The organism is Bartonella sp. AC62GZZY, assembly GCF_042196525.1.
Classification (GTDB): Bacteria; Pseudomonadota; Alphaproteobacteria; order Rhizobiales; family Rhizobiaceae; genus Bartonella.
The window spans coordinates 300,348-324,431 of sequence record NZ_JBHIQN010000001.1 but is presented as its reverse complement, the minus strand read 5'-3'; the positions used below and the strand labels follow the sequence as shown (position 1 = coordinate 324,431).

The 24,084-nt window shown below is 38.0% G+C and carries 21 protein-coding genes, 2 tRNA genes and 3 pseudogenes; 20 read left to right on the top strand and 6 right to left on the bottom strand.

The genetic code is table 11. The annotated features are described in order from the left end of the window. Nucleotides 1-194: 194 nt before the first annotated feature. From ACFIML_RS01445 to ACFIML_RS01435, 3 genes and pseudogenes are all read right to left on the bottom strand, one after another. Nucleotides 195-1,797: pseudogene (locus ACFIML_RS01445) on the bottom strand (YfjI family protein). A gap of 105 nt (nucleotides 1,798-1,902) precedes the next feature. After that, on the bottom strand, nucleotides 1,903-2,103 hold the full coding sequence (locus tag ACFIML_RS01440; RefSeq protein WP_375687210.1) for a helix-turn-helix transcriptional regulator: 201 nt from the start codon (nucleotides 2,101-2,103) through the stop codon (nucleotides 1,903-1,905). Nucleotides 2,104-2,276: 173 nt separating this feature from the next. Further along, nucleotides 2,277-3,434 (bottom strand): annotated as a pseudogene (locus ACFIML_RS01435) (tyrosine-type recombinase/integrase). A gap of 172 nt (nucleotides 3,435-3,606) precedes the next feature. Here ACFIML_RS01435 and ACFIML_RS01430 point away from each other — a divergent pair. The 3 genes from ACFIML_RS01430 to ACFIML_RS01420 all read left to right on the top strand — a co-directional run bounded on the left by ACFIML_RS01430 (nucleotide 3,607) and on the right by ACFIML_RS01420 (nucleotide 5,502). Further along, nucleotides 3,607-4,248, top strand: coding sequence for a hypothetical protein (locus ACFIML_RS01430; RefSeq protein ID WP_375687208.1), 642 nt, complete (start codon nucleotides 3,607-3,609; stop codon nucleotides 4,246-4,248). 11 nt (nucleotides 4,249-4,259) lie between these two features. Continuing rightward, nucleotides 4,260-5,075 (top strand): alanine-zipper protein, encoded by an 816-nt coding sequence (locus tag ACFIML_RS01425; protein WP_375687206.1) that lies wholly within the window; start codon nucleotides 4,260-4,262, stop codon nucleotides 5,073-5,075. A 214-nt stretch (nucleotides 5,076-5,289) separates the two neighbouring features. Beyond that, nucleotides 5,290-5,502, top strand: coding sequence for a hypothetical protein (locus ACFIML_RS01420; protein ID WP_375606919.1), 213 nt, complete (start codon nucleotides 5,290-5,292; stop codon nucleotides 5,500-5,502). 394 nt (nucleotides 5,503-5,896) lie between these two features. Here the strand turns inward: ACFIML_RS01420 and ACFIML_RS01415 are convergent, their stop codons facing one another. Continuing rightward, entirely contained in the window at nucleotides 5,897-6,526 is a 630-nt protein-coding gene (locus ACFIML_RS01415) for a hypothetical protein (protein ID WP_375687204.1), read from the bottom strand. 216 nt (nucleotides 6,527-6,742) lie between these two features. Next, nucleotides 6,743-7,216 carry an ATP-binding protein gene (locus tag ACFIML_RS01410; RefSeq protein ID WP_375686551.1) on the bottom strand — a complete coding sequence of 158 codons (474 nt, stop codon included), beginning with the start codon at nucleotides 7,214-7,216 and terminating at the stop codon, nucleotides 6,743-6,745. 267 nt (nucleotides 7,217-7,483) lie between these two features. Here ACFIML_RS01410 and ACFIML_RS01405 point away from each other — a divergent pair. Beyond that, nucleotides 7,484-7,885, top strand: a pseudogene (locus tag ACFIML_RS01405) (XRE family transcriptional regulator). 102 nt (nucleotides 7,886-7,987) lie between these two features. Here ACFIML_RS01405 and ACFIML_RS01400 read toward each other — a convergent pair. Then, nucleotides 7,988-8,063 (bottom strand) — tRNA-Val (locus ACFIML_RS01400). A gap of 174 nt (nucleotides 8,064-8,237) precedes the next feature. On the opposite strand from ACFIML_RS01400, the gene ACFIML_RS01395 reads away from it, so the two are divergent. The 16 genes from ACFIML_RS01395 to ACFIML_RS01320 all read left to right on the top strand — a co-directional run bounded on the left by ACFIML_RS01395 (nucleotide 8,238) and on the right by ACFIML_RS01320 (nucleotide 24,081). Further along, a tRNA-Asp gene (locus tag ACFIML_RS01395) sits at nucleotides 8,238-8,314 on the top strand. Nucleotides 8,315-8,614: 300 nt separating this feature from the next. Beyond that, the gene (locus ACFIML_RS01390; protein ID WP_375606830.1) at nucleotides 8,615-8,980 is read left to right on the top strand and encodes an NADH-quinone oxidoreductase subunit A; all 366 of its coding nucleotides are present in this window, start codon (nucleotides 8,615-8,617) and stop codon (nucleotides 8,978-8,980) included. Then, nucleotides 8,971-9,552, top strand: a complete 582-nt coding sequence (locus ACFIML_RS01385; protein ID WP_375606831.1) for a NuoB/complex I 20 kDa subunit family protein — start codon at nucleotides 8,971-8,973, stop codon at nucleotides 9,550-9,552. The genes ACFIML_RS01390 and ACFIML_RS01385 overlap by 10 nt, the downstream gene beginning before the upstream one ends. 17 nt (nucleotides 9,553-9,569) lie before the next feature. Then, a complete protein-coding gene (locus tag ACFIML_RS01380) occupies nucleotides 9,570-10,178 on the top strand; it encodes an NADH-quinone oxidoreductase subunit C (protein WP_375606921.1) in 609 nt (202 codons plus the stop codon). A gap of 120 nt (nucleotides 10,179-10,298) precedes the next feature. Next, nucleotides 10,299-11,489, top strand: a complete 1,191-nt coding sequence (locus ACFIML_RS01375) for an NADH-quinone oxidoreductase subunit D (RefSeq protein WP_375687202.1) — start codon at nucleotides 10,299-10,301, stop codon at nucleotides 11,487-11,489. Next, nucleotides 11,489-12,160, top strand: coding sequence for an NADH-quinone oxidoreductase subunit NuoE (gene nuoE / locus ACFIML_RS01370; RefSeq protein WP_375606833.1), 672 nt, complete (start codon nucleotides 11,489-11,491; stop codon nucleotides 12,158-12,160). Before ACFIML_RS01375 ends, nuoE begins: the two co-directional genes overlap by 1 nt. A 143-nt stretch (nucleotides 12,161-12,303) precedes the next feature. Next, entirely contained in the window at nucleotides 12,304-13,611 is a 1,308-nt protein-coding gene (gene nuoF, locus ACFIML_RS01365) for an NADH-quinone oxidoreductase subunit NuoF (RefSeq protein ID WP_375606834.1), read from the top strand. Nucleotides 13,612-13,674: 63 nt separating this feature from the next. Then, nucleotides 13,675-15,744: an NADH-quinone oxidoreductase subunit NuoG gene (nuoG, locus tag ACFIML_RS01360; protein ID WP_375686542.1), complete on the top strand. Its 2,070-nt coding sequence runs from the start codon at nucleotides 13,675-13,677 to the stop codon at nucleotides 15,742-15,744. A 22-nt stretch (nucleotides 15,745-15,766) separates the two neighbouring features. Continuing rightward, a complete protein-coding gene (nuoH, locus tag ACFIML_RS01355) occupies nucleotides 15,767-16,813 on the top strand; it encodes an NADH-quinone oxidoreductase subunit NuoH (protein ID WP_375687222.1) in 1,047 nt (348 codons plus the stop codon). A gap of 14 nt (nucleotides 16,814-16,827) precedes the next feature. Then, nucleotides 16,828-17,319 (top strand): NADH-quinone oxidoreductase subunit NuoI, encoded by a 492-nt coding sequence (gene nuoI / locus ACFIML_RS01350; RefSeq protein WP_375606836.1) that lies wholly within the window; start codon nucleotides 16,828-16,830, stop codon nucleotides 17,317-17,319. A 94-nt stretch (nucleotides 17,320-17,413) separates the two neighbouring features. After that, nucleotides 17,414-18,034: an NADH-quinone oxidoreductase subunit J gene (locus ACFIML_RS01345; RefSeq protein WP_375606837.1), complete on the top strand. Its 621-nt coding sequence runs from the start codon at nucleotides 17,414-17,416 to the stop codon at nucleotides 18,032-18,034. Between the two features lie 14 nt (nucleotides 18,035-18,048). After that, nucleotides 18,049-18,357, top strand: coding sequence for an NADH-quinone oxidoreductase subunit NuoK (nuoK, locus tag ACFIML_RS01340; RefSeq protein ID WP_015856359.1), 309 nt, complete (start codon nucleotides 18,049-18,051; stop codon nucleotides 18,355-18,357). A 6-nt stretch (nucleotides 18,358-18,363) separates the two neighbouring features. Continuing rightward, nucleotides 18,364-20,328, top strand: a complete 1,965-nt coding sequence (nuoL, locus tag ACFIML_RS01335; protein ID WP_375606923.1) for an NADH-quinone oxidoreductase subunit L — start codon at nucleotides 18,364-18,366, stop codon at nucleotides 20,326-20,328. After that, nucleotides 20,328-21,797: an NADH-quinone oxidoreductase subunit M gene (locus ACFIML_RS01330; RefSeq protein ID WP_375606838.1), complete on the top strand. Its 1,470-nt coding sequence runs from the start codon at nucleotides 20,328-20,330 to the stop codon at nucleotides 21,795-21,797. The genes nuoL and ACFIML_RS01330 overlap by 1 nt, the downstream gene beginning before the upstream one ends. 17 nt (nucleotides 21,798-21,814) lie before the next feature. Further along, nucleotides 21,815-23,269, top strand: a complete 1,455-nt coding sequence (nuoN, locus tag ACFIML_RS01325; protein ID WP_375687200.1) for an NADH-quinone oxidoreductase subunit NuoN — start codon at nucleotides 21,815-21,817, stop codon at nucleotides 23,267-23,269. A 5-nt stretch (nucleotides 23,270-23,274) separates the two neighbouring features. Further along, nucleotides 23,275-24,081, top strand: coding sequence for a biotin--[acetyl-CoA-carboxylase] ligase (locus ACFIML_RS01320; protein ID WP_375614585.1), 807 nt, complete (start codon nucleotides 23,275-23,277; stop codon nucleotides 24,079-24,081). Nucleotides 24,082-24,084: the final 3 nt, after the last annotated feature.

The window sequence follows — 24,084 nt, the reverse complement described above, 5'->3', positions numbered from 1 at the left end:
ATATAATGTTTTTAATTTTTCTCATTAAAAAAAATAATAGAGGGTCTAAAAGGAACTGACAGCACTGACACACTGGACAAAACTCTTCCTATAAGGTCACTCAGATCATTATCTTTGGAGAAAAATTTCTTGATGAGAATGCCATTAAAAAGAGTTTTGCCTCTTTGAGTAGAAAGTTTTTAAAAGAGGTTTCTTTATTGTTTTATGCTGTTGTTTTTGATTAAAGGATTCCATTCATAATAGGCGCTAGGGTGTCCACTTGTCTGATGTGTTATAAACTTTTTTCGAAGATGATTTGAACAGCATAAAAGCTCTAAAGCTTGCGTGACAGCTTCCTTGTCTTTTAAAGAACGCCAACAGCGTCTATAGATATCTCTTGCTGTAAATATATCGGGCAAATGATCACAACGCTCGACAATCAATTTTGCACGCTCTGCTGTTAATGTATCATGGGCCGCATAAAGACGTTTGGCATGACTTAACAAATATTTTTCCCAATACAAGGCTCTTTCAAGGGCATTTCTATTGATTTCAAAACGCCCACCATCAGCCAGTTCAAAAATCAACGCAAGGCTTGCTATGGTCTTTGGCATTTTTAAAAGATGCGATTGTAAGCTTTCTGAGTAACTACCTCCTTTTGCCTCTTTATGAAGATGCTCTAACCATTCATAAAACTTCTCTTGTGCTTCAGCAGAAAAACGCATGATCAGCGGCTGTTCGGGAGACCCTAAGCGTTTATCACGAAAAGAACGAAAAAAACCTTGATAACTTTCCCATGCCTTTTGATTGGGAGGTCTATCAACCCATAACTGCTCTTGTCGTTCATCGGGAAAGTCAGCATTTGAAACCGTTGCATAAGACCATCATCGTTTATTCCACGGTGTATTGCTTGAATAAGGGGAATAAGGCGTGAAGGTTGAATGCCTCCAATCATGGATAAGGTGACATGGGGGATAAAAATGGTTCCACGCTCTATACGGTCATAAGTAAATTGATCATCGCCATTAAAAGCTGTTAAATAAAAGGCGCGGTCTGATTGATATTCCTTTCTTTCTAGATTGGCTAAAAAGCCAGCCAATTCATCACGCACCATTAAGAGACCACGGGGGTTTTCTTTTAAGAGTTCCCCAAGCTTTTCAACAGTCACATCATTGACCATAAAACGAGAGACATCATCATCATGCACATTGTCTTTAGAGAGCGTTTCATACAAAAGAGCACGGGCTGTTTCACACTCTCCTTTTCTTATCGCTTTATTGGCTTGTCTTTCCTTTTCTCGTTTGTCTAAAGTTTCAAGTCTCTCTTCAATTTCTTGTTTTTCTTTCTGTTTTAACCAGTCTTTATACCATTCTTTTTGAAGGCGAGTGATAGGCGCTAAAGCGGCTTTCATGGCTGGTGTTTTGAATGTTGACGATTGACCAATCAGAGCCCCCCAGAGATTAGGCACCACAATCCAATCATCATATTGTTTTGGAGCGATACGCACACCATTACCAATGACAGCAGCCAAGGCACAGAGAGCAGAGACAGCAATAAAATCCATAGGGGCTTGTTGACGCTCTGAAACGTCATAAACATAATCCATGAATGGCATGGGGAGTTGTAATGGGTCAAAAGGCTCGACGGGTAAAAGGCCGCCGTGATAGGCTTTAATTTCCCCCAACCATTTTGTTGCAATGCTTGCTTATAAGGAATGGCTTCTAAACAAGTCTTATCATTTAAAGAGCCATTATCGTTATCATTGCATGAAACATTTTGATTGTTGGTATCGACAATATCGTTTTTATTCTCTCTCATTTATTTACACCTTTCAGTATCAAAACATCATTGAAATCTAGACCGTAGGGGGCTTGCATGATAAAAACCTCAAAGCCTTGTCCGTCCTTACGTGACAAGGTTTTTTTATGCCGCGTCGTTATAACGTTGCTGTTTCGCTTGCTCGATTACATTCAAAAGATTCGATTGTAACCAACGAGATAAAAAACCAAATTTTAAGGGTTTTGGTAAAGAGCCATTGGTAACATGACGGCGGAAAGTTGAGACACTCATATGAAGCAATTTTGCACTTTCACGGTCTGTTAAAAGAATATCATTTTCGGTCATTTTAAAATCCTTTCACGATAAAAATGGTAACAAATCATAAGTATTTATTAAGCACATTTTTGTTTATTTTTGAAGGTGTTTTATTTATAGAAAACAATATATTATCATATAAATTCTCATGTGATAAATTATGACTCTTATTGAGAAAGAATGAGAGAGAAGAGAGATAAAGTTTAAGATTGACCAGTGACATAAGCCGCCCATTTATCCATATAAACGCGGCGCTGTTCTAAATAGTCAGTACGACGATAGGCACGTTCTACTTTACCGCCGACCGTATGAGCTAAAATAGTTTCAGCAACCTCATAGGAGGCATCGGTTGTTTCAGCAAGCCAATTGCGTAAACTAGAGCGAAAGCCATGCGGGCAGGCTTCAAGGTTATTGTCTCTCATATACTTTGACATACACGTATCATTAAGAGGCCCCAGACTTCTTACAGAGAAAAAGAAATCGTTGCGAGAAAGCGAGCGCGCTTGTTTTAAAATGTCTAATGCCTCTGTTGATAAGGGCACACGAAATTCTGTTGTAGCATCACGCTTTCCTTTCATATTTTCAGCAGGAATAGTCCATATATCCCCATCAACTTGATCCTTATGAATATGACGTAAAACGCCTGTCAGAATAAGCAAACGCGAAGCCAGTTGTGTCATAGTTATTTTTTGACAAAGTGTTTTATAAAAAGCCGGCACATCTCTCCAATCCATGGCTGGTCTATTAATAACCTTATGACGTTGTTTGCCTAAGAGCGCGCGTGCTTTTTCTACTGCTTGTAAATCAACATCCAAACCTAATGCAGCCGCATGTTTGAGACAAAGATTAAGACGATTAAGAGCTCTATAAGCAGTTCCAGCTTTTGTATGCCAAATAGGAGCAATAACATTGCGTATTTCTGTTTGCGTAATCTCAGAAACGGGTAAACACCCTAATTTAGGGAGAATATGAAGTTGTAAAGGCGAAAACCAATCCCCATTTTTACCATCCCCTTTTAATTCAGCTTTACGACTTTCAAAAGTCTCTAAAGCAATATCTTTTAAGTAATGAAGATTGCTTATTGCTTCACGCTTTTGTTTCTCACGTTCTTTAATAGGATCACGACCTTCGTACAAAACAGAACGCCATTGGTTTGCCAATTCACGCTCTTTTTTAAAGAAACATCTCTCAAAGAGCACCCAATCCCATTTCACGACGGCGCTCGTGAAGGGTATACCGTAAAATCCATTAAGCACCTCCATCTTTACGCTTGTGAAGAAGCAGGCCGGCGCGCCATCATTATATTTGCCAGCCCCCAATGTTGCGACAGATCTTGCATTAAGACGGTTCATAAGAGCCATTTTAAAATCCTTTCTTATACAAATTTGATCCACACACTCATCCCGCTTGTGACGTGCAAAGGTGTGGTTTTGATTGATTCAAGATAAGCAGACTTAAAATGAGAGAATCTTGCGTTATTCAAGACTCTCATTCAACATACAAAACAGTGAATTATCATTATAATTAAATGCGTTGTTACAATCAGAGACAGCGGTAAGCACGTCAGAAGAGGCAAAGGCTCTTTCAGAACAGACAAAGGATGCGTGTGATGAAGTTAAAGCATCCGTTTCCTCTGTTAAGATAGTTGCAGAAGCGGTTCAGAAGAAATCAGAGGAAGCCGAGAGAGTTGCACAGACAAGTAAGAGAGTCTGTGGAGAAGCCAAGCAACTTGCAACAGAAGCTAAAGACACTTCCACTAATGCGCTTACCTCAGTCAATGATGTCAAGAATATTTCAGAAGAAGTGAAAGGTATTGCAGAAACGGCATTATCGACCGCTACCACAGCTAAACAGACAGGTGATGAGATCGGGCAAAAAGCTTTAGAAGCGTTAACGAAGTCGAGTGAATCTAAGAGTTTAGCAGAAACAGCTCATAGCACAGCAGTAAGTTCACAGCAGACAGCCGCTGATGCAAAAGCGAAAGCCGAAAGTGTAGAGACAGTTGCTAATGCAGCGAAAACCACAGCAGAAGAAGCCAAGAGTGTAGCGGATAGAGCAACAGCGACGGCTCATCAAGCTCAACAGGATGCAGAGGAGGCTACAAAATTAGCTTCTGAAGCGAAAGTGGTAGCAGAGTCTGCGGCGCGCGTTCAGGAGAGACGGCAGGGCAGGTGAGTGGGGAAGCGGTGAAGGGCATAGCACAAGAGGCGAAGCGTAAAGCGGAAGAAGCAGAAAGAATTGCACAAGAATCTAAAGATGCTTTGGATGATGTAAAGCAAGTAGCTGGTCGTGCGAAGTCGACAGCAGAAGAGGCAAAAAAGGTTTCTGAAAGCGCCCAGAAGAAGGCAGTACAGGTAGAGACAGTAGCGGATGAAGCCGAAAAAATAGCTAAAGAAGCCAAACAGACAGCAGGTTATGCCAAACATGATGCGGAGCAAGCCCGTAGTCAGGCAGAAAAGGCAGGAAAAACAGCGAATGAAGCGTGGAGTAAAGCTTATGACGCGAATGAAACAGCCAATAACGCTAAGACTATAGCAAGATTAGCAGAAATGGCAGGCGAAGAAGCAAAGAAAATAGCGGAGAAAGCCGATGACCGAGCGTATGAAGCCAAGAATGAAGTAGAAAAAGCCAAGAAAAAAGCCGAGTCGGCAGATTCACAAGCCTATCAAGCCAAGAGCGAAGCCGAAAAAGCCAAAGAAGTAGCCGATAGAGCGAAAAGGACAGCAGAAGAAGCCAAAAAAACAGCCGATACGACGAAACAAGAGCTTGGAGGGATCAAGAATTCCCTAGCAACGGCAACAACAGCCCATACAGTAGCTTCACAGGCAAAAGCGCTAGCGGAAGAGGTAAACAATTTACTGAAACAGTCCAATTTAACGGTTTTTTCAATTTCCACACCGTTTCTTGTAGCGACAGGGAAAAAACAACTCACATTGAAGAAAGGAACGCGTATAACCTTGGCAAGAAAAACAAACGGCAAAAGCAAACAGAGCATGCTTTAAAGACAGCAACAACCCGTTTTGAGGTAGAAAATGAAGTTAATCGAAAAAGTGATGTTGGTGTGCGCTCTGAACTTTCTCCTTGGGGGGCGCAACAAATAGGTCTATTTTTTGTGGTGGCTGGTTGCCCATTTATTTGGATAATAAGGATGTTGAGGTCATCAGTTCCAACCTTGCAAGAGATATTTTGAAGCATAACAAGCAGAGGCACATTTATGTGGTTGGAAAGATGGTCAAGAAACGAAGCAGCAAAGATAAAGATCTTATCCTTCACGAGATGATAGAGACCTATCAAGGCTTAAAGATGATGTCACGCATCATGAAGTGGTTATTACTGATTATATTTGTGTTTATTCTCGATATTGCACGCCTTATAGATGCGCTAGATAATATCTTCTCACATTTAAAACAGTGTTTTTCAAAGAATTGAAGAACAGAATACTTGACTGTCTTGCTTTGATCGATGATGTAACAAATCTTTTTTAATAATATCCATAAAAGTTCTATTTCTTGCTTTTATATTCCCAATAACAGCACTTGGAGATATAACTTGTACAAATGCATTACCCCTAGAAAGACTTTCCTAATAACATTTTCCTTCTTGAGAAAAAACTTCTATGAAATGATTTGTATCAAGCAATGTATATGCAAAATCATCATCTATTTCAGCTATTAAATATAAATATATCTCATTAACACCATATGCTTTAAGGAATCTGGCATAATTACTTAATTCTGCAACGCCTGAATTTTTGTAATCTGCCGTGGGCTTTTTTAATTCTATTAAGACAACACGTTTTTTTCTTCAGAGTCGAAATAGATAGCTATATCAGATCGGCTACATAATTCTGTTTTTTTCTTTCAGAATTAATAGATAACGAATCAACATTTGAAAGAAGTTCTTGTATTGTTTTCTCACTTTGTAAATGGTTATAACTCATAAATTTATCAGCTGTTTTTCCTTGGTGAATAAATAAATTATGAATGTCTTTTTCTAAAGTTTTTGGTGTTAATAATTTAGAGAATTGATTCAAAATATCATCTCGGAACTGAATGTATTGTGTTAATTCTAAACTAGCAATTTTTTGTGCTTTTTGAATATTTTTTTCCGCGTTTTCAATAAATGAATTTTCTTTGAAGACGCCCCCAATTACATCTTTTGTATCTAGGAAGTCTACTAAATAAGGATATTCTTCAGCAATTTTTTTGAGAAGAGTGCTCTTTTTTTTCTTTAATTTCCGGAAATTGGCTGTTAATATTTTATTTAAAGTGTTTTTTAACGTTTGATTGATATCATCCCAAGTTAGTTGGGTTTCTAAGTCAGGATCTATTTTATTAATTTCAAACTCATTCCTTTCGTCGTTAACATACTTATCCAAAATAGGCGATTCTAATAAAAATATCATCATCACATTGTTTATTGGATTGATATTTATAAACTTTGAAAAAGGCATAACAGTACGATTATTAGCACAATAGTAAGCCTCTACTTTAGTTTTAGAATTTGTGTTCTCTTCAAAATAATAAGAAAGGCTGAAGGGAATATTTGAAAGACCGATTTTGAGAGTTTTATTTTCTAAGTAAGGTAAATCTTGCGTATTGATTGTTCTTTTCTCTAAGCTTTCTACATTATGTACATAAAAGTTAATTTGGATATTCTCATCTTTCTTTTAAAAAAGTAAAGGAAGAAGATGATAGTAAATTTCATTATGAACTAGGTTTATATCTAACACATTTTGTTTATAAGATCCTTCAAAAGATAAATGTGTATTCCACCATTTATCTTTTTCGCCATTTTCTTTTTTAAAAGAATCTTGTGTAAACTGTGGAGTGAAATTCAGTGAAATTTGAGCATGATGTTCATCTTTGCTAAAAATAATGATTTTAACTTCTTCGAATATTTTCAAGTAAGTAATACGTCTAACCCCTTTACATCCTTCTTGAATTTTATAATCACTTTTATAAGTAGAGAAAGATTTGATATTCTCTTTTGTAAATCCATCTCCATTATCAAAAACACTTATAGAAAAAATTGGTTGATTCTCCCACAAATCTGCATTGCCATAAAGTTGGAATAAAATATCAATTTTTGTTGCATGAGCTTGTATAGAGTTAACGATAGATTCCTTAAGAACTGTAACGATATTCGTTTATGAAGAAAGATCGCGGATTATAGCATTAAGCTTGACAAGCATAAGTACACCAATATATTTTATTTATATATCTCGTTGTAATATTTAAATTTTATAATGATATTAAACACACTATTCCTGATGAAAAGTTAATAATTTTTCACCATAAGGGATATTGTATATGCTTGATAACGGTTTTTGTATAGAGATATTGGACAAGATCTCCACACACTAAAAATAAAGACTAACCAAAATTTGAAAAACTTTATTAGAATCAGAATAAAATACTTATTCTTTCTAAAGGATTTTTTAAATGTTACCCCCTTTGGTAAAACTTTATGCAAACTTCGTATTGATCACTCAGAACCCCTCTTAGATATGGCTAAGAAATTAGATATATCTGTATCATTTTTATCTTCTGTAGAAATTGGCAAAAAATCTGTTCCTGTAGGACTGGAGGAAAAGATAATTGAACTCTATGCTTTAGATTAAGAGAAGGCTTTACTCTTAAGAAAAGAAGCTTATGTTTGACGCAAAAGTTTTACAATCAAGACTTCTGATCCGTTGAGGCGTGAAGCTGTTGGTGAGTTTGCTAGAAATTTAGAGAATTTTTCACAACAAAACTTAGCAGAATTAAAAGATGTTCTTGAGAAAGTTTGCAAAAAAAGAGGCGTTCTATAGAGATAGGTTGAAAAATCCTATTCCCCTAACTTTATTTAGGCATCCCTTATCTTTAAAAAAATATATGAAGAATCAAAAATTTAATAGGAATATAAAACAGAATGGTGGGCGATGAGAGACTCGAACTCCCGACATCCTCGGTGTAAACGAGGCGCTCTACCAGCTGAGCTAATCGCCCAATGCAATGATCAGCAATTGAATGGAGACTATTTAAGGAAGAATTTTTCTAAACGCAAGAATAAAGATGAGATTTGATAATTTTTTTTAAAAATGCATAATCCTTCTTGACATAAACGCATGAACCCCTTACACGACCGCTTGTACCAAATTAATATTGGTTCGAAAAAAATGCGCGGGTGTAGCTCAGTTGGTTAGAGTGCTGGCCTGTCACGCCGGAGGTCGCGGGTTCGAGCCCCGTCACTCGCGCCATTTCATGATTCCTTATGAAATTTCCTTTATTAAAATATCCATATGCTATGAGTAATGTGGTGGAGTATTTGATTGGGGAATAAATATATTTTTTCTTTCTTTTTATATGGTTTATAAGATATAGGGCTTGCGTCTTTCTTTGCTCTGCGTTACCTATGCCGATAAGAAAAGTATCGCTCTGTATGCCTTTGAAGCAGTATGAATAGAGTTAATAGAGCGATTGTTAAATTTGTCTGTTTGGTCTCGCAATATTGAATCATTGTGTTAAACTCAGGCATTTCGTTATGATGGAAGAGGGTTATGGCTTATTTATTGAGCTCTTATTTACCGGTCTTGATCTTTATTATTGTTTCGGCAGTTATTGCTGGAGCTCTATTGATTATGCCTTACATTGTAGCATATCGTTCCCCCGATCCTGAAAAGTTATCGGCTTATGAATGTGGGTTTAATTCATTTAGTGATGCTCGCATGAAGTTTGATATTCGTTTCTATTTGGTATCAATTTTATTTATTATTTTTGATCTTGAAGTTGCTTTTCTTTTTCCTTGGGCTGTTTCATTCGAATCAATAGGTATGTTTGGCTTTTGGTCGATGATTGTGTTTTTAGCGATTTTGACTATTGGATTTATATATGAATGGAAAAAAGGAGCCCTTGAATGGAATTAAGATCTAATAATTCAACGATTGAGGCTCCAAAACCAAAAGGAATCATTGATCCAAATACTGGTGGGCTAATAGGATCTGACGATAAGTTTTTTCGTGATATCAATGCTGAATTATCAGATAAGGGGTTTTTAGTTACCTCGGCAGATGCTTTGATTACTTGGGCACGTACCGGTTCTTTAATGTGGATGAGTTTTGGTTTGGCTTGTTGTGCTATCGAAATGATGCAATGCTCAATGCCTCATTATGATAATGAGCGTTTTGGATATGCACCACGAGCTTCACCCCGCCAGTCAGATGTGATGGTGGTGGCAGGTACTCTAACAAATAAGATGGCTCCTGCTTTAAGAAAAGTGTATGATCAGATGCCAGAGCCGCGTTATGTGATTTCTATGGGATCATGTGCAAATGGTGGGGGATATTATCATTATTCCTATTCAGTGGTGCGTGGCTGTGATCGTATTGTGCCTGTCGATATTTATGTTCCAGGGTGTCCACCGACAGCAGAGGCATTATTATACGGCATATTATTGTTACAGAAAAAAATCCGTCGTACCGGATCCATAGAGCGATAGAGAGTTTTCTTGTCATGATGAATGAATCATTGGTTGAACTTGCGGCTTATTTGGAAAATAAGTTAGGAAATAAGCTTGAAGAGACTGTTCTTGCTTTTGGTGAATTGACTATTGTGGCACGTCTTGATGCAATTATCGATGTCTTAATGTTTGTTCGTGATGATTCTCGCTGTCAATTTATTAATCTCACAGACATTAGTGGTGTGGATTATCCTTCCCGCGATAAGCGCTTTGATGTTTCTTACCAATTATTATCCCCTCGTGAGAATTTACGCTTACGTGTAAAAGTTCGTACGGATGAAAATACTCCCGTTGCTTCAGCTTGTACGGTTTATCCTGGTGCAGAGTGGTATGAACGTGAAACGTATGATATGTATGGGATTTTATTTTCAGGACATCCGGATTTAAGACGGATTTTAACAGATTATGGTTTTGAAGGATATCCTTTACGTAAAGACTTTCCTGTGACAGGATTTGTTGAATGCCGTTATGATAATGAAGCAAAGAGGGTGATTTATGAGCCTGTTGTTTTGCGCCAAGAGATGCGTAATTTTGATTTTCTTTCTCCTTGGGAAGGAGGACAATATATTTTACCATGTGATGAAAAAGCAGACAGTAAAAAATGATATTGGTTTTGATAAGGCGTTCTATTAGAATAGCATATTTTTAAAATAATTAATGTTTTTAATATGATAGATTTTTTTAATATTTGATATGAAGTTTTTAAAAAAAGCAAGGGGTTGATTGTGGCTGAGGTCAATGTTCGAAACTTTAATATCAATTTTGGTCCGCAGCATCCTGCCGCGCATGGGGTTTTGCGCATGGTTCTGGAGCTGGACGGTGAAGTTGTTGAGCGTGTAGATCCACATATTGGGTTGTTGCATCGCGGTACTGAAAAATTAATGGAAACAAAGACTTATCTCCAAGCGGGTCCTTATCTAGATCGTTTGGATTATGTTGCTCCTATGAATCAGGAACATGCTTTTGTTCTTGCTATTGAAAAGTTATTAGATATAAAAGTTCCTAAAAGAGGGCAATTAATACGTGTTTTGTTTTCTGAAATTGGGCGTATTCTTAATCATTTGCTTAATGTAACGACACAGGCAATGGATGTTGGTGCTTTAACACCACCGCTTTGGGGATTTGAGCAACGTGAAAGATTGATGATTTTTTATGAGCGTGCCTGTGGTGCTCGTCTTCATGCAAATTATTTTCGCCCCGGTGGCGTGCATCAAGATTTACCAGAATCTTTAGTTGAGGATATTGGTGATTTTATTGATCCATTTCTTGTTTCTCTCGGAAAACTTGATGCGCTTGTGACCCCAAATCGAATTTTTAAGCAGCGTAATGTGGATATTGGCGTTGTAAGTATTGATGAAGCTTGGGTACGCGGTTTTTCTGGGGTTATGATTCGTGGAGCTGGTGTTCCATGGGATTTGCGTAAAAGTCAGCCTTATGAATGTTACGATGAAATGGAATTCGATATTCCTATAGGTAAAAATAGTGATTGTTATGATCGCTATCTTATTCGTATGGAAGAAATGCGTCAATCAGCGAAAATTATGCGTCAATGCGTAGAACGGTTACTGGGGACTGAAAAGAATGGACCAGTTTCGAGTTTGGATCGCAAAATTGTACCACCAAAGCGGAGCGAAATGAAAAGCTCAATGGAGGCACTGATTCATCACTTTAAACTCTATACGGAAGGGTTTCACACGCCCCCTGGAGAAGTGTATGTTGCTGTAGAGGCTCCAAAGGGTGAGTTTGGTGTTTATCTTGTTTCTGATGGAACCAATAAGCCTTATCGTGTCAAGTTGCGTGCTCCTGGATTTGCTCATCTCCAAGCTATGGATTTTTTAACTCGAGGCCATATGTTGGCGGATGCTACAGCTATTTTGGGTTCGATTGATATTGTTTTTGGGGAGGTTGATCGCTAATGTCCGTACGCCGTCTTGCAGATGATATCTATCAGCCCGCAGAGTTTTCTTTTACAAAAGAAAATCAAATATGGGTAAAAAATACTATAGAAAAGTATCCTGTCGGGCGTGAGCAATCAGCTGTCATTCCATTATTAATGCGTGCACAAGAGCAAGATGGTTGGGTGACACGTGCTGCAATTGAACATATCGCTCAAATTCTTTCTATGGCATATATCCGTGTCTTAGAAGTTGCTACTTTTTATACTCAGTTTCAGCTTAAGCCTGTTGGAACAAAAGCGCATATTCAAGTTTGTGGGACAACGCCTTGTATGTTACGTGGTTCTGATGAATTGATTAAAGTTTGTCAGAAAAAAATTCATCATGAGCCTTTTACAACCAATCAGGATGGAACATTGTCATGGGAAGAGGTGGAGTGTCTTGGTGCTTGTGTTAATGCTCCCATGGTTATGATTTTTAAAGATACTTACGAAGATCTTACAGCGGAACGCCTTGAAGAGATTATCGATGCATTTGAGGCGGGAAAGGGTCCTGAGATAGCTGTTGGTCCGCAAAATAGTCGTAAATCGTCGGAGCCAATTAGTGGTTTAACATCTCTTCTTGATGATGAAGAAAAAAGTAAATCTCTCAAGGGATCAAAGAAAAAGGATAATAAGGGAATGGAATCTTAGTAAAAATTTTTTTGAAAAGATATTCCATTATGTCACTCATTTATAACAACATTTGATTAAAAGTAGAAAGTTTCAAGAGTTTTTTTAAATTGCATTTGAGGAAAAGCTAAAAATGCTACGGGCAATAGAAAAAAAGGTGGGGTATGCTAGCTGATAAAGATCGTATCTTCACCAATATTTATGGTTTAAAAGACAAATCATTAAAGGCTGCGATGTCGCGTGGACATTGGAATGGTCTGAAAGGGATTATTGACAAAGGTCGTGACTGGATTATTGATGAGGTGAAGGCGTCGGGTTTACGCGGTCGTGGTGGTGCTGGTTTTCCTACCGGAATGAAATGGTCTTTTATGCCAAAGCAGAGTGATGGGCGTCCTCATTATTTGGTTGTCAATGCTGATGAATCAGAGCCTGGGACATGTAAAGACCGTGATATTTTACGGCATGATCCCCATACTTTGATTGAAGGATGTGCAATCGCTACTTTTGCTATGGGAGCCAATGTTGCTTTTATTTATATTCGTGGTGAATATATTCGTGAGCGTGAAGCGCTACAGGCTGCCGTTGATGAATGTTATGATGCAGGTTTGCTTGGCAAAAAAACAAAATATGGGCATGCTTGCGATATTATCATTCATCATGGAGCCGGTGCTTATATTTGTGGTGAAGAAACGGCCCTTCTTGAAAGTCTTGAGGGAAAAAAGGGACAACCTCGGCTTAAACCACCATTTCCTGCTAATATGGGGATTTATGGCTGTCCAACAACAGTCAACAATGTAGAGTCCATTGCCGTTGTTCCAACAATTTTGCGGCGGGGAGCTTCCTGGTTTTCATCAATTGGGCGGGCGAATAATGTTGGCACAAAATTATTTATGGTTTCAGGGCATGTTAACGCCCCTTGTACATTTGAAGACGCTCTTGGTGTTTCATTCCGTGAATTAATTGAAAAACATACGGGTGGTATTCGTGGTGGATGGAATAATCTTTTAGCAGTTATTCCAGGGGGGGCTTCTTGTCCAGTCGTCCGTGGTGAGGATATGATCGATGCGATTATGGATTTTGATGGGATGCGAGATGTCGGGTCTTCTTTTGGCACAGGGGGAATGATTGTTATGGATAAATCAACCGATATTATCAAAGCAATTTGGCGTATAGCTGTTTTTTTTAAGCACGAGAGTTGTGGTCAGTGTACACCGTGTCGTGAGGGGACGGGTTGGATGATGCGTCTTTTAGGACGTATGGTTGAGGGAAGAGCGCAAAAACGCGAGATTGATCTTTTATTTGAGGTTTCTCAACAAGTTGAAGGGCATACTATCTGTGCTCTTGGCGATGCTGCAGCGTGGCCTGTACAAGGGCTGATTCGTAATTTCCGTCCAGAAATTGAACGTAGAATTGATGAATATACGCGAAATGTCGTCCAAAGAAAAAATATTGCTTTGGAAGTCGTGGGATAGAAAATTTTTTAAAGAGCAACCGAATGCAAATTTTAAGTGGATTATCCGCAGGTTGGATGGGTGATGATAAATATCAAAGTTGATGGCAAAGAGATTGAAGTTCCTGATTACTACACGCTGCTTCAGGCTGCCGAGGCAGCTGGGGCAGAAATACCACGTTTTTGTTTTCATGAATCTTTGTCAATTGCTGGAAATTGTCGCATGTGTTTGGTTGAGGTTAAGGGTGGTCCTCCAAAACCTCAGGCTTCTTGTGCTATGGGGGTTCGTGATTTACGGTTAGGACCTAACGGTGAAGCGCCTGAGATTTTTACCAATACGGAGATGGTAAAAAAAGCACGTGAAGGTGTTATGGAATTTCTTCTCATTAATCATCCTTTGGATTGTCCAGTATGTGATCAAGGGGGAGAATGTGATCTTCAAGATCAAGCAATGCTTTATGGGCGAGATTGTTCTCGTTATACAGAAAATAAACGTGCTGTAGAAGATAAATATATTGGACCTCTTGTCAAAACTGTTATGACACGGTGTATTCATTGTACACGGTGTGTTCGTTTTACAACGGAAGTTGCAGGTATTTCTGAGCTTGGTTTGATCGGTCGTGGTGAAGATGCTGAAATTACGACGTATCTTGAAAAAGCTATGACATCTGAATTACAGGGAAATGTTATTGATCTTTGTCCTGTAGGGGCTTTAACCTCAAAACCTTATGCATTTCATGCCCGTCCGTGGGAATTGGTCAAAACGGAATCGATTGATGTGATGGATGCGCTTGGTAGTGCTATCCGTATTGATAGCCGCGGTCGTGAAGTTATGCGGATTATGCCGCGCACGAATGAAGATGTAAATGAGGAATGGATCTCTGATAAAACGCGTTTTATTTGGGATGGATTACGGACTCAGCGGCTTGATAGGCCATATGTACGCAAAGATGGAAAGCTTCAACCTGTCAGTTGGACAGAAGCTTTTGCAAAAATTAAAATGGTGATCTCTAAAATTTTTCCAGAAAAAATTGGAGCCATTGCTGGAGATCTTGCTTCTGTTGAAGAAATGTATGCCCTTAAGGCATTATTGAGTTCGTTGGGCTCAACGCTCTTTGATTGTCGCCAAAGAGGGGTTGCTTTATCGCCTGAGTTTGGGCGTTCGAGTTATATTTTTAATCCTACAATTGCAGGTATTGAACAGGCTGATGCTCTGCTTATTGTGGGATCTAATCCACGTCATGAAGCGGCTGTTTTAAATGCACGCATTTTAAAGCGCCAACGAATAGGAAATTTTCCTATTGCATTAATTGGAGAGAAAGTTGATTTACGTTATCCTTATTCTTACCTTGGATCTGGAAGTGATACATTAACGACACTTATTCGGGGAGAGGATGCTTTTTTAAATGTCTTAAGAGAAGCAAAGAGGCCCCTTATTCTTATTGGAGAGGGAGCAATTTCAGGAAATGAAGGTTTACCTGTTTTAAAAAATCTTGCTAAATTAGCGGATGATATAGGTGCTCTTAGTGAGACATGGAATGGATTTGGAGTTCTTCATAATGCAGCATCAACTGTTGGAGGGTTGGATATAGGCTTTACTTCTAAGCTTGGGGTTGCCAATATTCTAAAAACCTGTGAAATTTTATTTCTACTTGGTGCTGATGAAGTAGAATTAGCTGATACAAAAGCTTTTATAGTTTATATTGGTAGCCATGGTGACAATGGTGCGCATGCTGCTGATGTTATTTTGCCTGCATCTGCTTATACTGAAAAATCAGGGCTTTATGTAAATACAGAAGGGCGTGTTCAAATGACAAATCGGGCTGGTTTTGCTCCAGGTGAAGCAAAAGAAGATTGGGCTATTTTGCGTGCTTTATCGGATGTTTTAGGACAAAGGCTTCCTTTTGATTCTCTTTCTCAATTAAGACAATATTTGTTTAATGATTATCCACATCTTTGTGCCGTTGATGATATAGTGCCTTCTGATATAAGTAATCTTAAGGTGCTTGGTTCAAAAATGGTTTCTCTAGAGAGTCAAACATTTACTTCTATGATTAAAGACTTTTATTTGACAAATCCGATAGCACGTGCTTCTGCCGTTATGGCTGAATGTTCATCTCTTGCAAAAAACCGTGTTACGCAAACTGTAGAGTAAAGGCAAAGGAAAAGGAATAATGATGTATGATTTCTTTATGACTTGGCTGTTGCCATTACTTATTATCGTTGGAAAAACACTGCTTCTTTTAGTCGTTCTTTTGATCTTAGTTGCTTATCTTCTTTACGCAGATAGAAAAATTTGGGCAGCGGTACAATTGCGTCGTGGACCAAACGTTGTTGGCCCATGGGGTTTGTTACAGTCTTTTGCAGATTTAATTAAATTTGTTGTTAAGGAGCCTATTATCCCTGCAGGTGCAAATAAGGGTGTTTTTCTTTTAGCTCCTTTTGTTTCAGCGACACTTGCTTTATCAACTTGGGCTGTTATTCCTGTCAATGAGGGCTGGGAGGTTGCAAAGATTAATGTTGGCTTGCTTTATATTTTAGCCATTTCATCTCTTGAAGTTTATGGTGTTATTATGGGGGGATGGGCATCAAATTCAAAATATCCTTTCTTAGGAGCTCTTCGTTCGGCGGCACAAATGGTTTCTTATGAAGTTTCCATTGGTTTTGTGCTTGTGAGTGTTATTTTAATAAGTGGTTCGTTAGATCTCACAACGATTGTTTTTAAACAAACGCACGGGCTTGGTACAACTCTTGGTCTTCCTTTTAACAGTTTTCTCGATTGGAATTGGTTGGTCCTTTTTCCAATGTTTATTATATTTTTTATTTCTGCGCTTGCAGAGACAAACCGTCCTCCGTTCGATTTGGTGGAAGCAGAATCTGAACTTGTTGCTGGTCATATGGTTGAATATTCTTCAACGCCTTACATGCTCTTCTTTCTAGGTGAATATGTTGCGATTGTTTTAATGTGCGCATTAACAACCATTCTATTTCTGGGCGGTTGGCTGCCTCCTTTAGATGTTTGGTGGCTTAATTGGGTTCCTGGTATCATTTGGTTTGTTTTAAAAGTCTGTTTTGTATTTTTTTGGTTTGCTATGGTTAAAGCTTTTGTTCCACGTTATCGCTATGATCAGCTCATGCGGCTTGGTTGGAAGGTTTTTCTTCCTCTCTCACTAGCAATGGTTGTGATAACTGCTGCTTTTTTAAAATTTACGGATTTCGTTTAAGAGGAGATTTTACGATGTCAGGTTTCATTCAGGCGGCAAAGTCACTTCTTCTATTGGAATTCGTGAGTGCTTTTTTCTTAGCTATGCGTCAATTTTTTTCACCAAAGCCCACAATTAATTATCCTTATGAAAAAGGTTTTGTATCTGGCCGTTTCCGTGGTGAGCATGCATTGCGTCGCTATCCAAATGGTGAAGAACGGTGTATTGCTTGTAAATTATGTGAAGCAATTTGCCCTGCACAAGCGATTACAATTGAAGCAGGTCCGCGACGTAATGATGGTACACGGAGAACTGTCCGTTATGATATCGATATGGTTAAGTGTATCTACTGCGGTTTTTGTCAAGAAGCGTGTCCGGTAGAAGCTATTGTTGAGGGACCAAATTTTGAATTTGCAACAGAAACACGTGAAGAACTCTATTATGATAAAGAAAAACTTTTAATGAATGGAGATCGTTGGGAGCGAGAAATTGCTCGAAATATATTGATGGATGCACCTTATCGTTAAGTGTATCATTAAATGAGGTGTCGGATAGTTTTCCGATAAATTGTAATCTGGTATGAAGTTTATACCAATTGTTTGAATAATTAAGGAGAAGCCTATGCTAACAGATCTAGCGGCGGCATTTTTCTATTTGTTTGCTTTTATTATGCTAACAAGTGCAGTTATTGTTATTACAGCACGCAATCCAGTGCATTCTGTTTTGTTTTTAATCCTCGCATTTTTTAATGCTGCGGCTTTATTTTTACTTGCAGGAGCAGAGTTTTTAGGACTTATTCTGCTTGTTGTTTATGTTGGAGCTGTCGCTGTTTTATTTTTATTTGTCGTTATGATGCTTGATGTCGATTTTGCTGAGTTAAAGAGTGGAACTCTTCGGTATGCTCCTATTGGAGCTTTTATTGGCGTTATTATCGCTGTAGAATTGATTGTTGTTTTTGTAAGTAGCTATTTTTCTCCAGTCTTGAGAGCGCATGTTACGCAACCAATGCCTGATTTAGCGCAGCGAACAAATACACAGGCATTAGGAGATATTCTCTATACGGATTATGTTTTCTATTTTCAAATTGCTGGAATAATTTTATTGGTTGCAATGATTGGTGCTATTGTTTTAACACTTCGTCATAAATTAGGAGTAAAGAGGCAATCTATTGCAGAGCAAGTTTCTAGAACGGTAGAAAGTGCCATTGAAATCAAGCAAGTTGAATCAGGAAAAGGTATTTAAGGGGGGCTATATAGATGTATATTGATATTACGCATTATCTCACAGTTTCTGCTTTGATGTTTACAATTGGTATTGCTGGAATTTTTCTCAACAGAAAAAATGTGATTATTATCTTGATGTCTATTGAGCTTATATTACTCTCAGTTAATCTTAATTTTGTTGCATTTTCAGCGTTTCTTCATGATCTCGTTGGGCAGATATTTGCTCTATTTGTCTTAACCGTAGCAGCTGCTGAAGCTGCCATTGGTTTAGCAATTCTTGTCGTTTTTTTCCGTAATCGTGGTTCCATTGCGGTTGAAGATGTTAATGTAATGAAAGGCTAACCAGTGATGTATTATACGATTGTCTTTCTTCCGCTTTTGGGTTTTCTCATTGCTGCACTAGGTGGGAAAACGATAGGAGATCGTGCGAGTGAATTAATAACATGTAGCTTTATGGTGATTGTTGCCATATTGTCGTGGGTGGCTTTTTTTAGTATTGCACTTGGTCATACTCCAGTGATTGATGTATTGGTACTACATTGGATGACTGTTGGTGACTTAAGCTTTAACTGGGCTTTACATATTGATACATTAACAGCAGTCATGCTTATTGTTGTAAACAGTGTTTCGGCATTAGTGCATATTTATTCAATTGGTTATATGCATCATGACCCCTCAAGGTCACGTTTTTTTTCTTATCTTTCTTTGTTTACATTTATGATGCTTATGTTAGTGACCTCCAATAATTTGATCCAAATGTTTTTTGGATGGGAAGGTGTAGGACTTGCTTCTTATCTGTTAATTGGTTTTTGGTTTCAACGCGATTCTGCTAATAAGGCTGCAATGAAAGCTTTTGTCGTCAATCGTGTTGGAGACTTTGGTTTTCTTTTAGGAATATTTAGTATTTTTGTTTTATTTCAATCGGTTGATTTTAGCTCTATTTTTGCAAAAGCTGCAAACAATAGCTTTATACAAAATATGACATTTTTAGGTTGGCAGTTTGATGGACAGATGGCAATTACCATTACATGTCTTTTATTATTTATTGGTGCGATGGGAAAATCCGCACAATTTCTTTTACATACTTGGCTTCCTGATGCAATGGAAGGGCCAACCCCTGTATCAGCACTTATTCATGCAGCGACAATGGTAACGGCTGGTGTTTTTATGGTTGCGCGTATGTCGCCAATTTTTGAACTTTCTTCAACTGCTTTGACAGTGATTATTATTATTGGAGCAACAACGGCATTTTTTGCAGCAACTGTGGGGTTAGTGCAGAATGATATTAAGCGTGTTATTGCTTATTCTACATGTTCTCAACTTGGTTATATGTTTGTTGCATTAGGTGTTGGAGCTTATGGAGCTGCTGTCTTTCATCTTTTTACGCATGCTTTTTTTAAAGCCTTATTGTTTCTTGGGGCGGGCTCTGTCATTCATGCTGTATCTGATGAACAAGATATGCGAAAAATGGGCGGGTTACGCAAACATATAAAGGTCACCTATTGGATGATGATGGTCGGGACCATTGCATTGACCGGTGTTGGCGTTCCTGGAACACTTTTCGGGACTGCTGGTTTTTTCTCAAAAGATGCGATTATAGAGTCTGCTTTTGCATCCCATAATATTGCTTCAGGATATGCTTTTTATCTTCTTGTTTTTGCAGCCTTATTAACAAGCTTTTATTCATGGCGGCTTATCTTTATGACGTTCCATGGAAAACCACGAGCAACTGTTGATGTTATGCATCATGTACATGAATCGCCCCCAGTGATGTTGATCCCTCTCTTTATTTTATCTATTGGAGCAATATTTGCTGGTGTTATTTTCCAACCTTATTTTTTTGGTGATTTATACGATACTTTTTGGAAGGGAGCATTGTTTACAAGCAGCCACAATCATATCCTTCATGATGCCCACCATGTTTTTAATTGGGTAAAATGGTCGCCTTTTATAGCAATGATTCTTGGGTTTATGTTGGCTTATTTATTTTATATTGCGGCTCCCTCTCTTCCCAAGAAAATGGCGCGTATTATGCCAGGAGTGTATCACTTTCTTTACCAAAAGTGGTATTTCGATCAATTATATAACTTTTTATTTGTTCGTCCTACCTTTAGAATTGGTTCTTTTCTTTGGAAAGTGGGAGACGGTAAGATTATTGATGGTCTAGGTCCCAATGGTATTGCAGCGCGTGTTGTTGATATTACAAATAGAGTTGTTCGAATGCAAACAGGCTATCTTTACCACTATGCATTTGCAATGCTTATCGGCGTTGCATTGCTCATTACATGGATGATGATCGGGGGCGTAAACTAATGACCGATTGGCCTATTCTTTCTACGGTTACATTTTTGCCGCTTGTTGGTGTTCTTCTGATTTTGTTTATCAAAGATGATAGTGAAGTAGCACGCCATAATATACGTAATGTTGCATTTTTTACGACTCTATTTGTTTTTATTATTTCTTTAATTATTTGGATAGGATTTGATTCTAGCAACCAAAATTTTCAAATGGTTGAAAAATCCAGTTGGTTAGGGGGTGGTATTAGCTATCATATGGGGGTCGATGGTATTTCTATTCTTTTTGTTGTTCTCTCGGCTTTTCTTTTGCCTTTCTGTATTTTAGCAAGTTGGGAGAATGTTAAAGAGAGATTAAAAGCCTATATGATTGCGTTTCTTCTTCTAGAAGTTGCGATTATTGGTGTTTTTTGTGCTCTTGATGCAATGCTATTCTATGTTTTTTTTGAAGGCAGCCTCATTCCAATGTTTATCATTATAGGTGTATGGGGAGGAGCACGTCGTGTTTATGCAAGTATAAAGTTTTTCTTATATACTTTACTTGGTTCAGTGCTTATGCTGGTTGCTCTTATGGTTATGTATTGGGAGGCTGGGACACTTGATATACCAACTTTACTCAATTATCAGTTTCCTGTTCATATGCAAATATGGTTGTGGCTTGCATTTTTTGCTTCTTTCGCAGTTAAAATGCCAATGTGGCCAGTTCATACATGGCTCCCTGATGCTCACGTAGAAGCACCGACGGCGGGTTCTGTTATTTTAGCTGGTGTCTTACTTAAATTAGGTGGGTATGGTTTTCTTCGTTTTTCTTTACCAATGTTTCCTATCGCTTCAGCAGATTTTGCGCCTTTTGTTTTCACATTATCGCTTATCGCTATTATTTATACATCACTGGTTGCACTTGTTCAAAGTGACATCAAAAAACTTATTGCATATTCCTCAATAGCGCATATGGGATATGTAACGATGGGTATTTTTGCTGCGAATGAACAGGGGATACAAGGGGCTATTTATCAGATGCTATCCCATGGAATTGTTTCAGCAGCATTGTTTCTTTGTGTTGGTGTTATCTATGATCGCTTGCATACACGTGAAATTTCAGCGTTTGGTGGTTTAGTGAATAATATGCCTAAATATGCTGTTGTTTTCTTAATTTTCACCATGGCAAATGTTGGTTTGCCTGGAAGCTCAGGGTTTTTGGGTGAATTTTTAACCTTAATAGGTGTTTTTCAAGTAAATAAATTGGTTGTTGTTTTAGCAACAACAGGTGTTATCTTATCGGCAGCCTATGCTCTTTATCTTTATCGGCGTGTGATTTTTGGTTCCTTGGATAAAGAGAATTTAAAAGTATTAATAGATCTTTCTTTAAGAGAAAAATTCCTCCTTTATCCAATGGTTATTCTTACAATATTCTTTGGTATCTATCCAACGCCTATTCTTAAGGCAACGGCGTTTTCCGTAGAAACCCTCATCAATAAACTGCACTAGATAAGGGAAGAATGCACATGCAAACTGAAATAATAGCGCAATTAGTCTTAATTCTTCCAGAGCTTTTAATTGCATTAGGAGCTATCGTGCTGCTTATGATTGGTGTTTATTCCAATACACGTGCTTCTTTAACAGTGACAGGTTTAGCCATAGCACTTCTTGTGGCAACCATTGTTATTCTTATAGTTTTTCCGGAAAATGGCTCATTTCAAACCAATGCGCTCGTTATCGATTCCTTTAGTCGTTATATGAAAATTTTAATGCTTATTGGTGCACTCTTTTCTCTTATCATGTCTGTTGGTTTTGCCAATGCACAAAAGTTTAATATATTTGAGTTTCCAGTGCTTGTTCTTTTAGCAACCCTTGGAATGATGTTTATGATTTCAGCGGGTAATATGCTGTCGCTTTATATGGGGTTAGAATTGCAATCTTTAGCTTTATATGTTTTAGCAGCGATTAATCGTAATAATGTGAAATCTTCTGAAGCCGGTATAAAATACTTTGTTTTAGGAGCATTATCTTCAGGGTTGCTTCTTTATGGTATTTCTTTGCTTTATGGTTTTACCGGTCAAATTGGTTTTCACGAAATTGCTCTTGCTTTAAAAGGCAAGAATGTACAATTAGGGGTTATTTTTGGAATTGTCTTTATTTTAGCTGGTTTGGCTTTCAAAATTTCTGCTGTTCCGTTTCATATGTGGACACCTGATGTTTATGAAGGAGCGCCCACACCGATTACAGCATTTTTTGCTGGTGCCCCTAAAGTCGCTGCAATGGCTTTAATCATCCGTATTATTGTGGTGACCTTTATTCCCCTAGGACGTGTTGATAACGTGATGCCTGCATGGCAACAAATTTTGGTGTTCATGGCAATTGCATCAATGATACTGGGTGCTTTTGCTGCAATCGGTCAGAATAATATTAAGCGCTTAATGGCTTATTCGTCGATCAGTCATATGGGTTATGCACTTGTTGGTTTATCTGCTGGAGATATGCTTGGGATAAAAAGCGTTATCCTTTATATGACTATTTATCTTGGAATGACGCTTGGTTCATTTGCCTTTATTCTTGGAATGCGCTCTCAGAATGGAAATGTTGAAAATATTTATGATCTTTCAGGGTTAGCAAAGACGAATCCGTTTATGGCTGTTGTGATGACAATACAGCTTTTTTCTTTAGCAAGCATACCTCCTATGGCTGGTTTTTTTGGAAAGTGGTATACATTTTCTGCTGCTGTCCACGCTGGACTTACGCCACTTGCTGTCGTTGGGATGATAGCGTCTGTAGTTGGGGCTTTTTACTATTTGCGAGTCATTAAAATTATGTGGTTTGATGATGCAAAAGCGCATTTTGTTGCTTTATCGAAAGAGCTTCAATTTTGTCTTGGTCTTTCTGTATTCTTTATTTTATTTTACGCGCTTTTTGGAGTTTGGTTCGCTGAGCTAGCAGAAAAAGCAGCAACAGCATTGTTTTAACGAATATGGTTTATACTTTATCAGATTTTGCACAAAAACAGGGATACACTGTTGAAGCATACGATAGTGTTGATTCAACAAATCTCATTGCGCAACGAAAAGCGCAAAGTGGTCATCAAGGTAATCTTTGGATTGTTGCACAAGAACAATTACAGGGAAGAGCGAGAAGAGGGAGAACTTGGTCTAGTCCTAAAGGGAACCTTTATTCTAGTCTTTTGTTAATTGAGGATATTGTGCATCAAACTGCTGCTCAACTTGGTTTTGTTGCTGGAGTAAGTGTAGCAGAGGCAATAAAACAATTTATAAAAGATGAAAAGCAAACAAACAATATTGTGAGCTTAAAATGGCCAAACGATATTTTGCTCAGAGGTGTGAAAAGCTCTGGAATTTTGCTCGAGATTTTAAAATTGCCATCACAACAATATGCATTGGTTATTGGTATTGGAATAAATGTGAAATATAATTATGAAAACGCACTCTATCCCACTTCAAGTTTAAAGAATATTGGTTTGCATATTGAAGCAGAACAGTTATTTACGGTTCTGACGGAGTTTTTTTCTAAAAACTATCTCCTTTGGAAACAATCAGGAGGACGCAATATAATTCGCGAAAAGTGGCTTTTATACTCTGCTCATCTTGGGCAACATGTCAAAATAATCAATGATGAAAAAGTCATCGAAGGTATTTTTGATGGTCTTGATAGTGATTTTAACTGCATCATAAAACAAAATAATGGTCAAACAGCCATTATAACAGCTGGGGATGTTCATTTTGGTTCAGCTGCTTCTGCTCATGCAAATCGTATTAATTGATAA

Bases quoted from the DNA above. Each gene is read 5' to 3' on its own strand.
- ACFIML_RS01440 (WP_375687210.1), bottom strand. From the start codon at position 2,103: ATGACCGAAAATGATATTCTTTTAACAGACCGTGAAAGTGCAAAATTG.
- ACFIML_RS01415 (WP_375687204.1), bottom strand. From the start codon at position 6,526: ATGCCTTTTTCAAAGTTTATAAATATCAATCCAATAAACAATGTGATG.
- ACFIML_RS01390 (WP_375606830.1), top strand. From the start codon at position 8,615: ATGGCTTATTTATTGAGCTCTTATTTACCGGTCTTGATCTTTATTATT.
- ACFIML_RS01385 (WP_375606831.1), top strand. From the start codon at position 8,971: ATGGAATTAAGATCTAATAATTCAACGATTGAGGCTCCAAAACCAAAA.
- ACFIML_RS01380 (WP_375606921.1), top strand. From the start codon at position 9,570: ATGAATGAATCATTGGTTGAACTTGCGGCTTATTTGGAAAATAAGTTA.
- nuoE (WP_375606833.1), top strand. From the start codon at position 11,489: ATGTCCGTACGCCGTCTTGCAGATGATATCTATCAGCCCGCAGAGTTT.
- nuoF (WP_375606834.1), top strand. From the start codon at position 12,304: ATGCTAGCTGATAAAGATCGTATCTTCACCAATATTTATGGTTTAAAA.
- nuoG (WP_375686542.1), top strand. From the start codon at position 13,675: ATGATAAATATCAAAGTTGATGGCAAAGAGATTGAAGTTCCTGATTAC.
- nuoH (WP_375687222.1), top strand. From the start codon at position 15,767: ATGTATGATTTCTTTATGACTTGGCTGTTGCCATTACTTATTATCGTT.
- nuoI (WP_375606836.1), top strand. From the start codon at position 16,828: ATGTCAGGTTTCATTCAGGCGGCAAAGTCACTTCTTCTATTGGAATTC.
- ACFIML_RS01345 (WP_375606837.1), top strand. From the start codon at position 17,414: ATGCTAACAGATCTAGCGGCGGCATTTTTCTATTTGTTTGCTTTTATT.
- nuoK (WP_015856359.1), top strand. From the start codon at position 18,049: ATGTATATTGATATTACGCATTATCTCACAGTTTCTGCTTTGATGTTT.
- nuoL (WP_375606923.1), top strand. From the start codon at position 18,364: ATGTATTATACGATTGTCTTTCTTCCGCTTTTGGGTTTTCTCATTGCT.
- ACFIML_RS01330 (WP_375606838.1), top strand. From the start codon at position 20,328: ATGACCGATTGGCCTATTCTTTCTACGGTTACATTTTTGCCGCTTGTT.
- nuoN (WP_375687200.1), top strand. From the start codon at position 21,815: ATGCAAACTGAAATAATAGCGCAATTAGTCTTAATTCTTCCAGAGCTT.
- ACFIML_RS01320 (WP_375614585.1), top strand. From the start codon at position 23,275: ATGGTTTATACTTTATCAGATTTTGCACAAAAACAGGGATACACTGTT.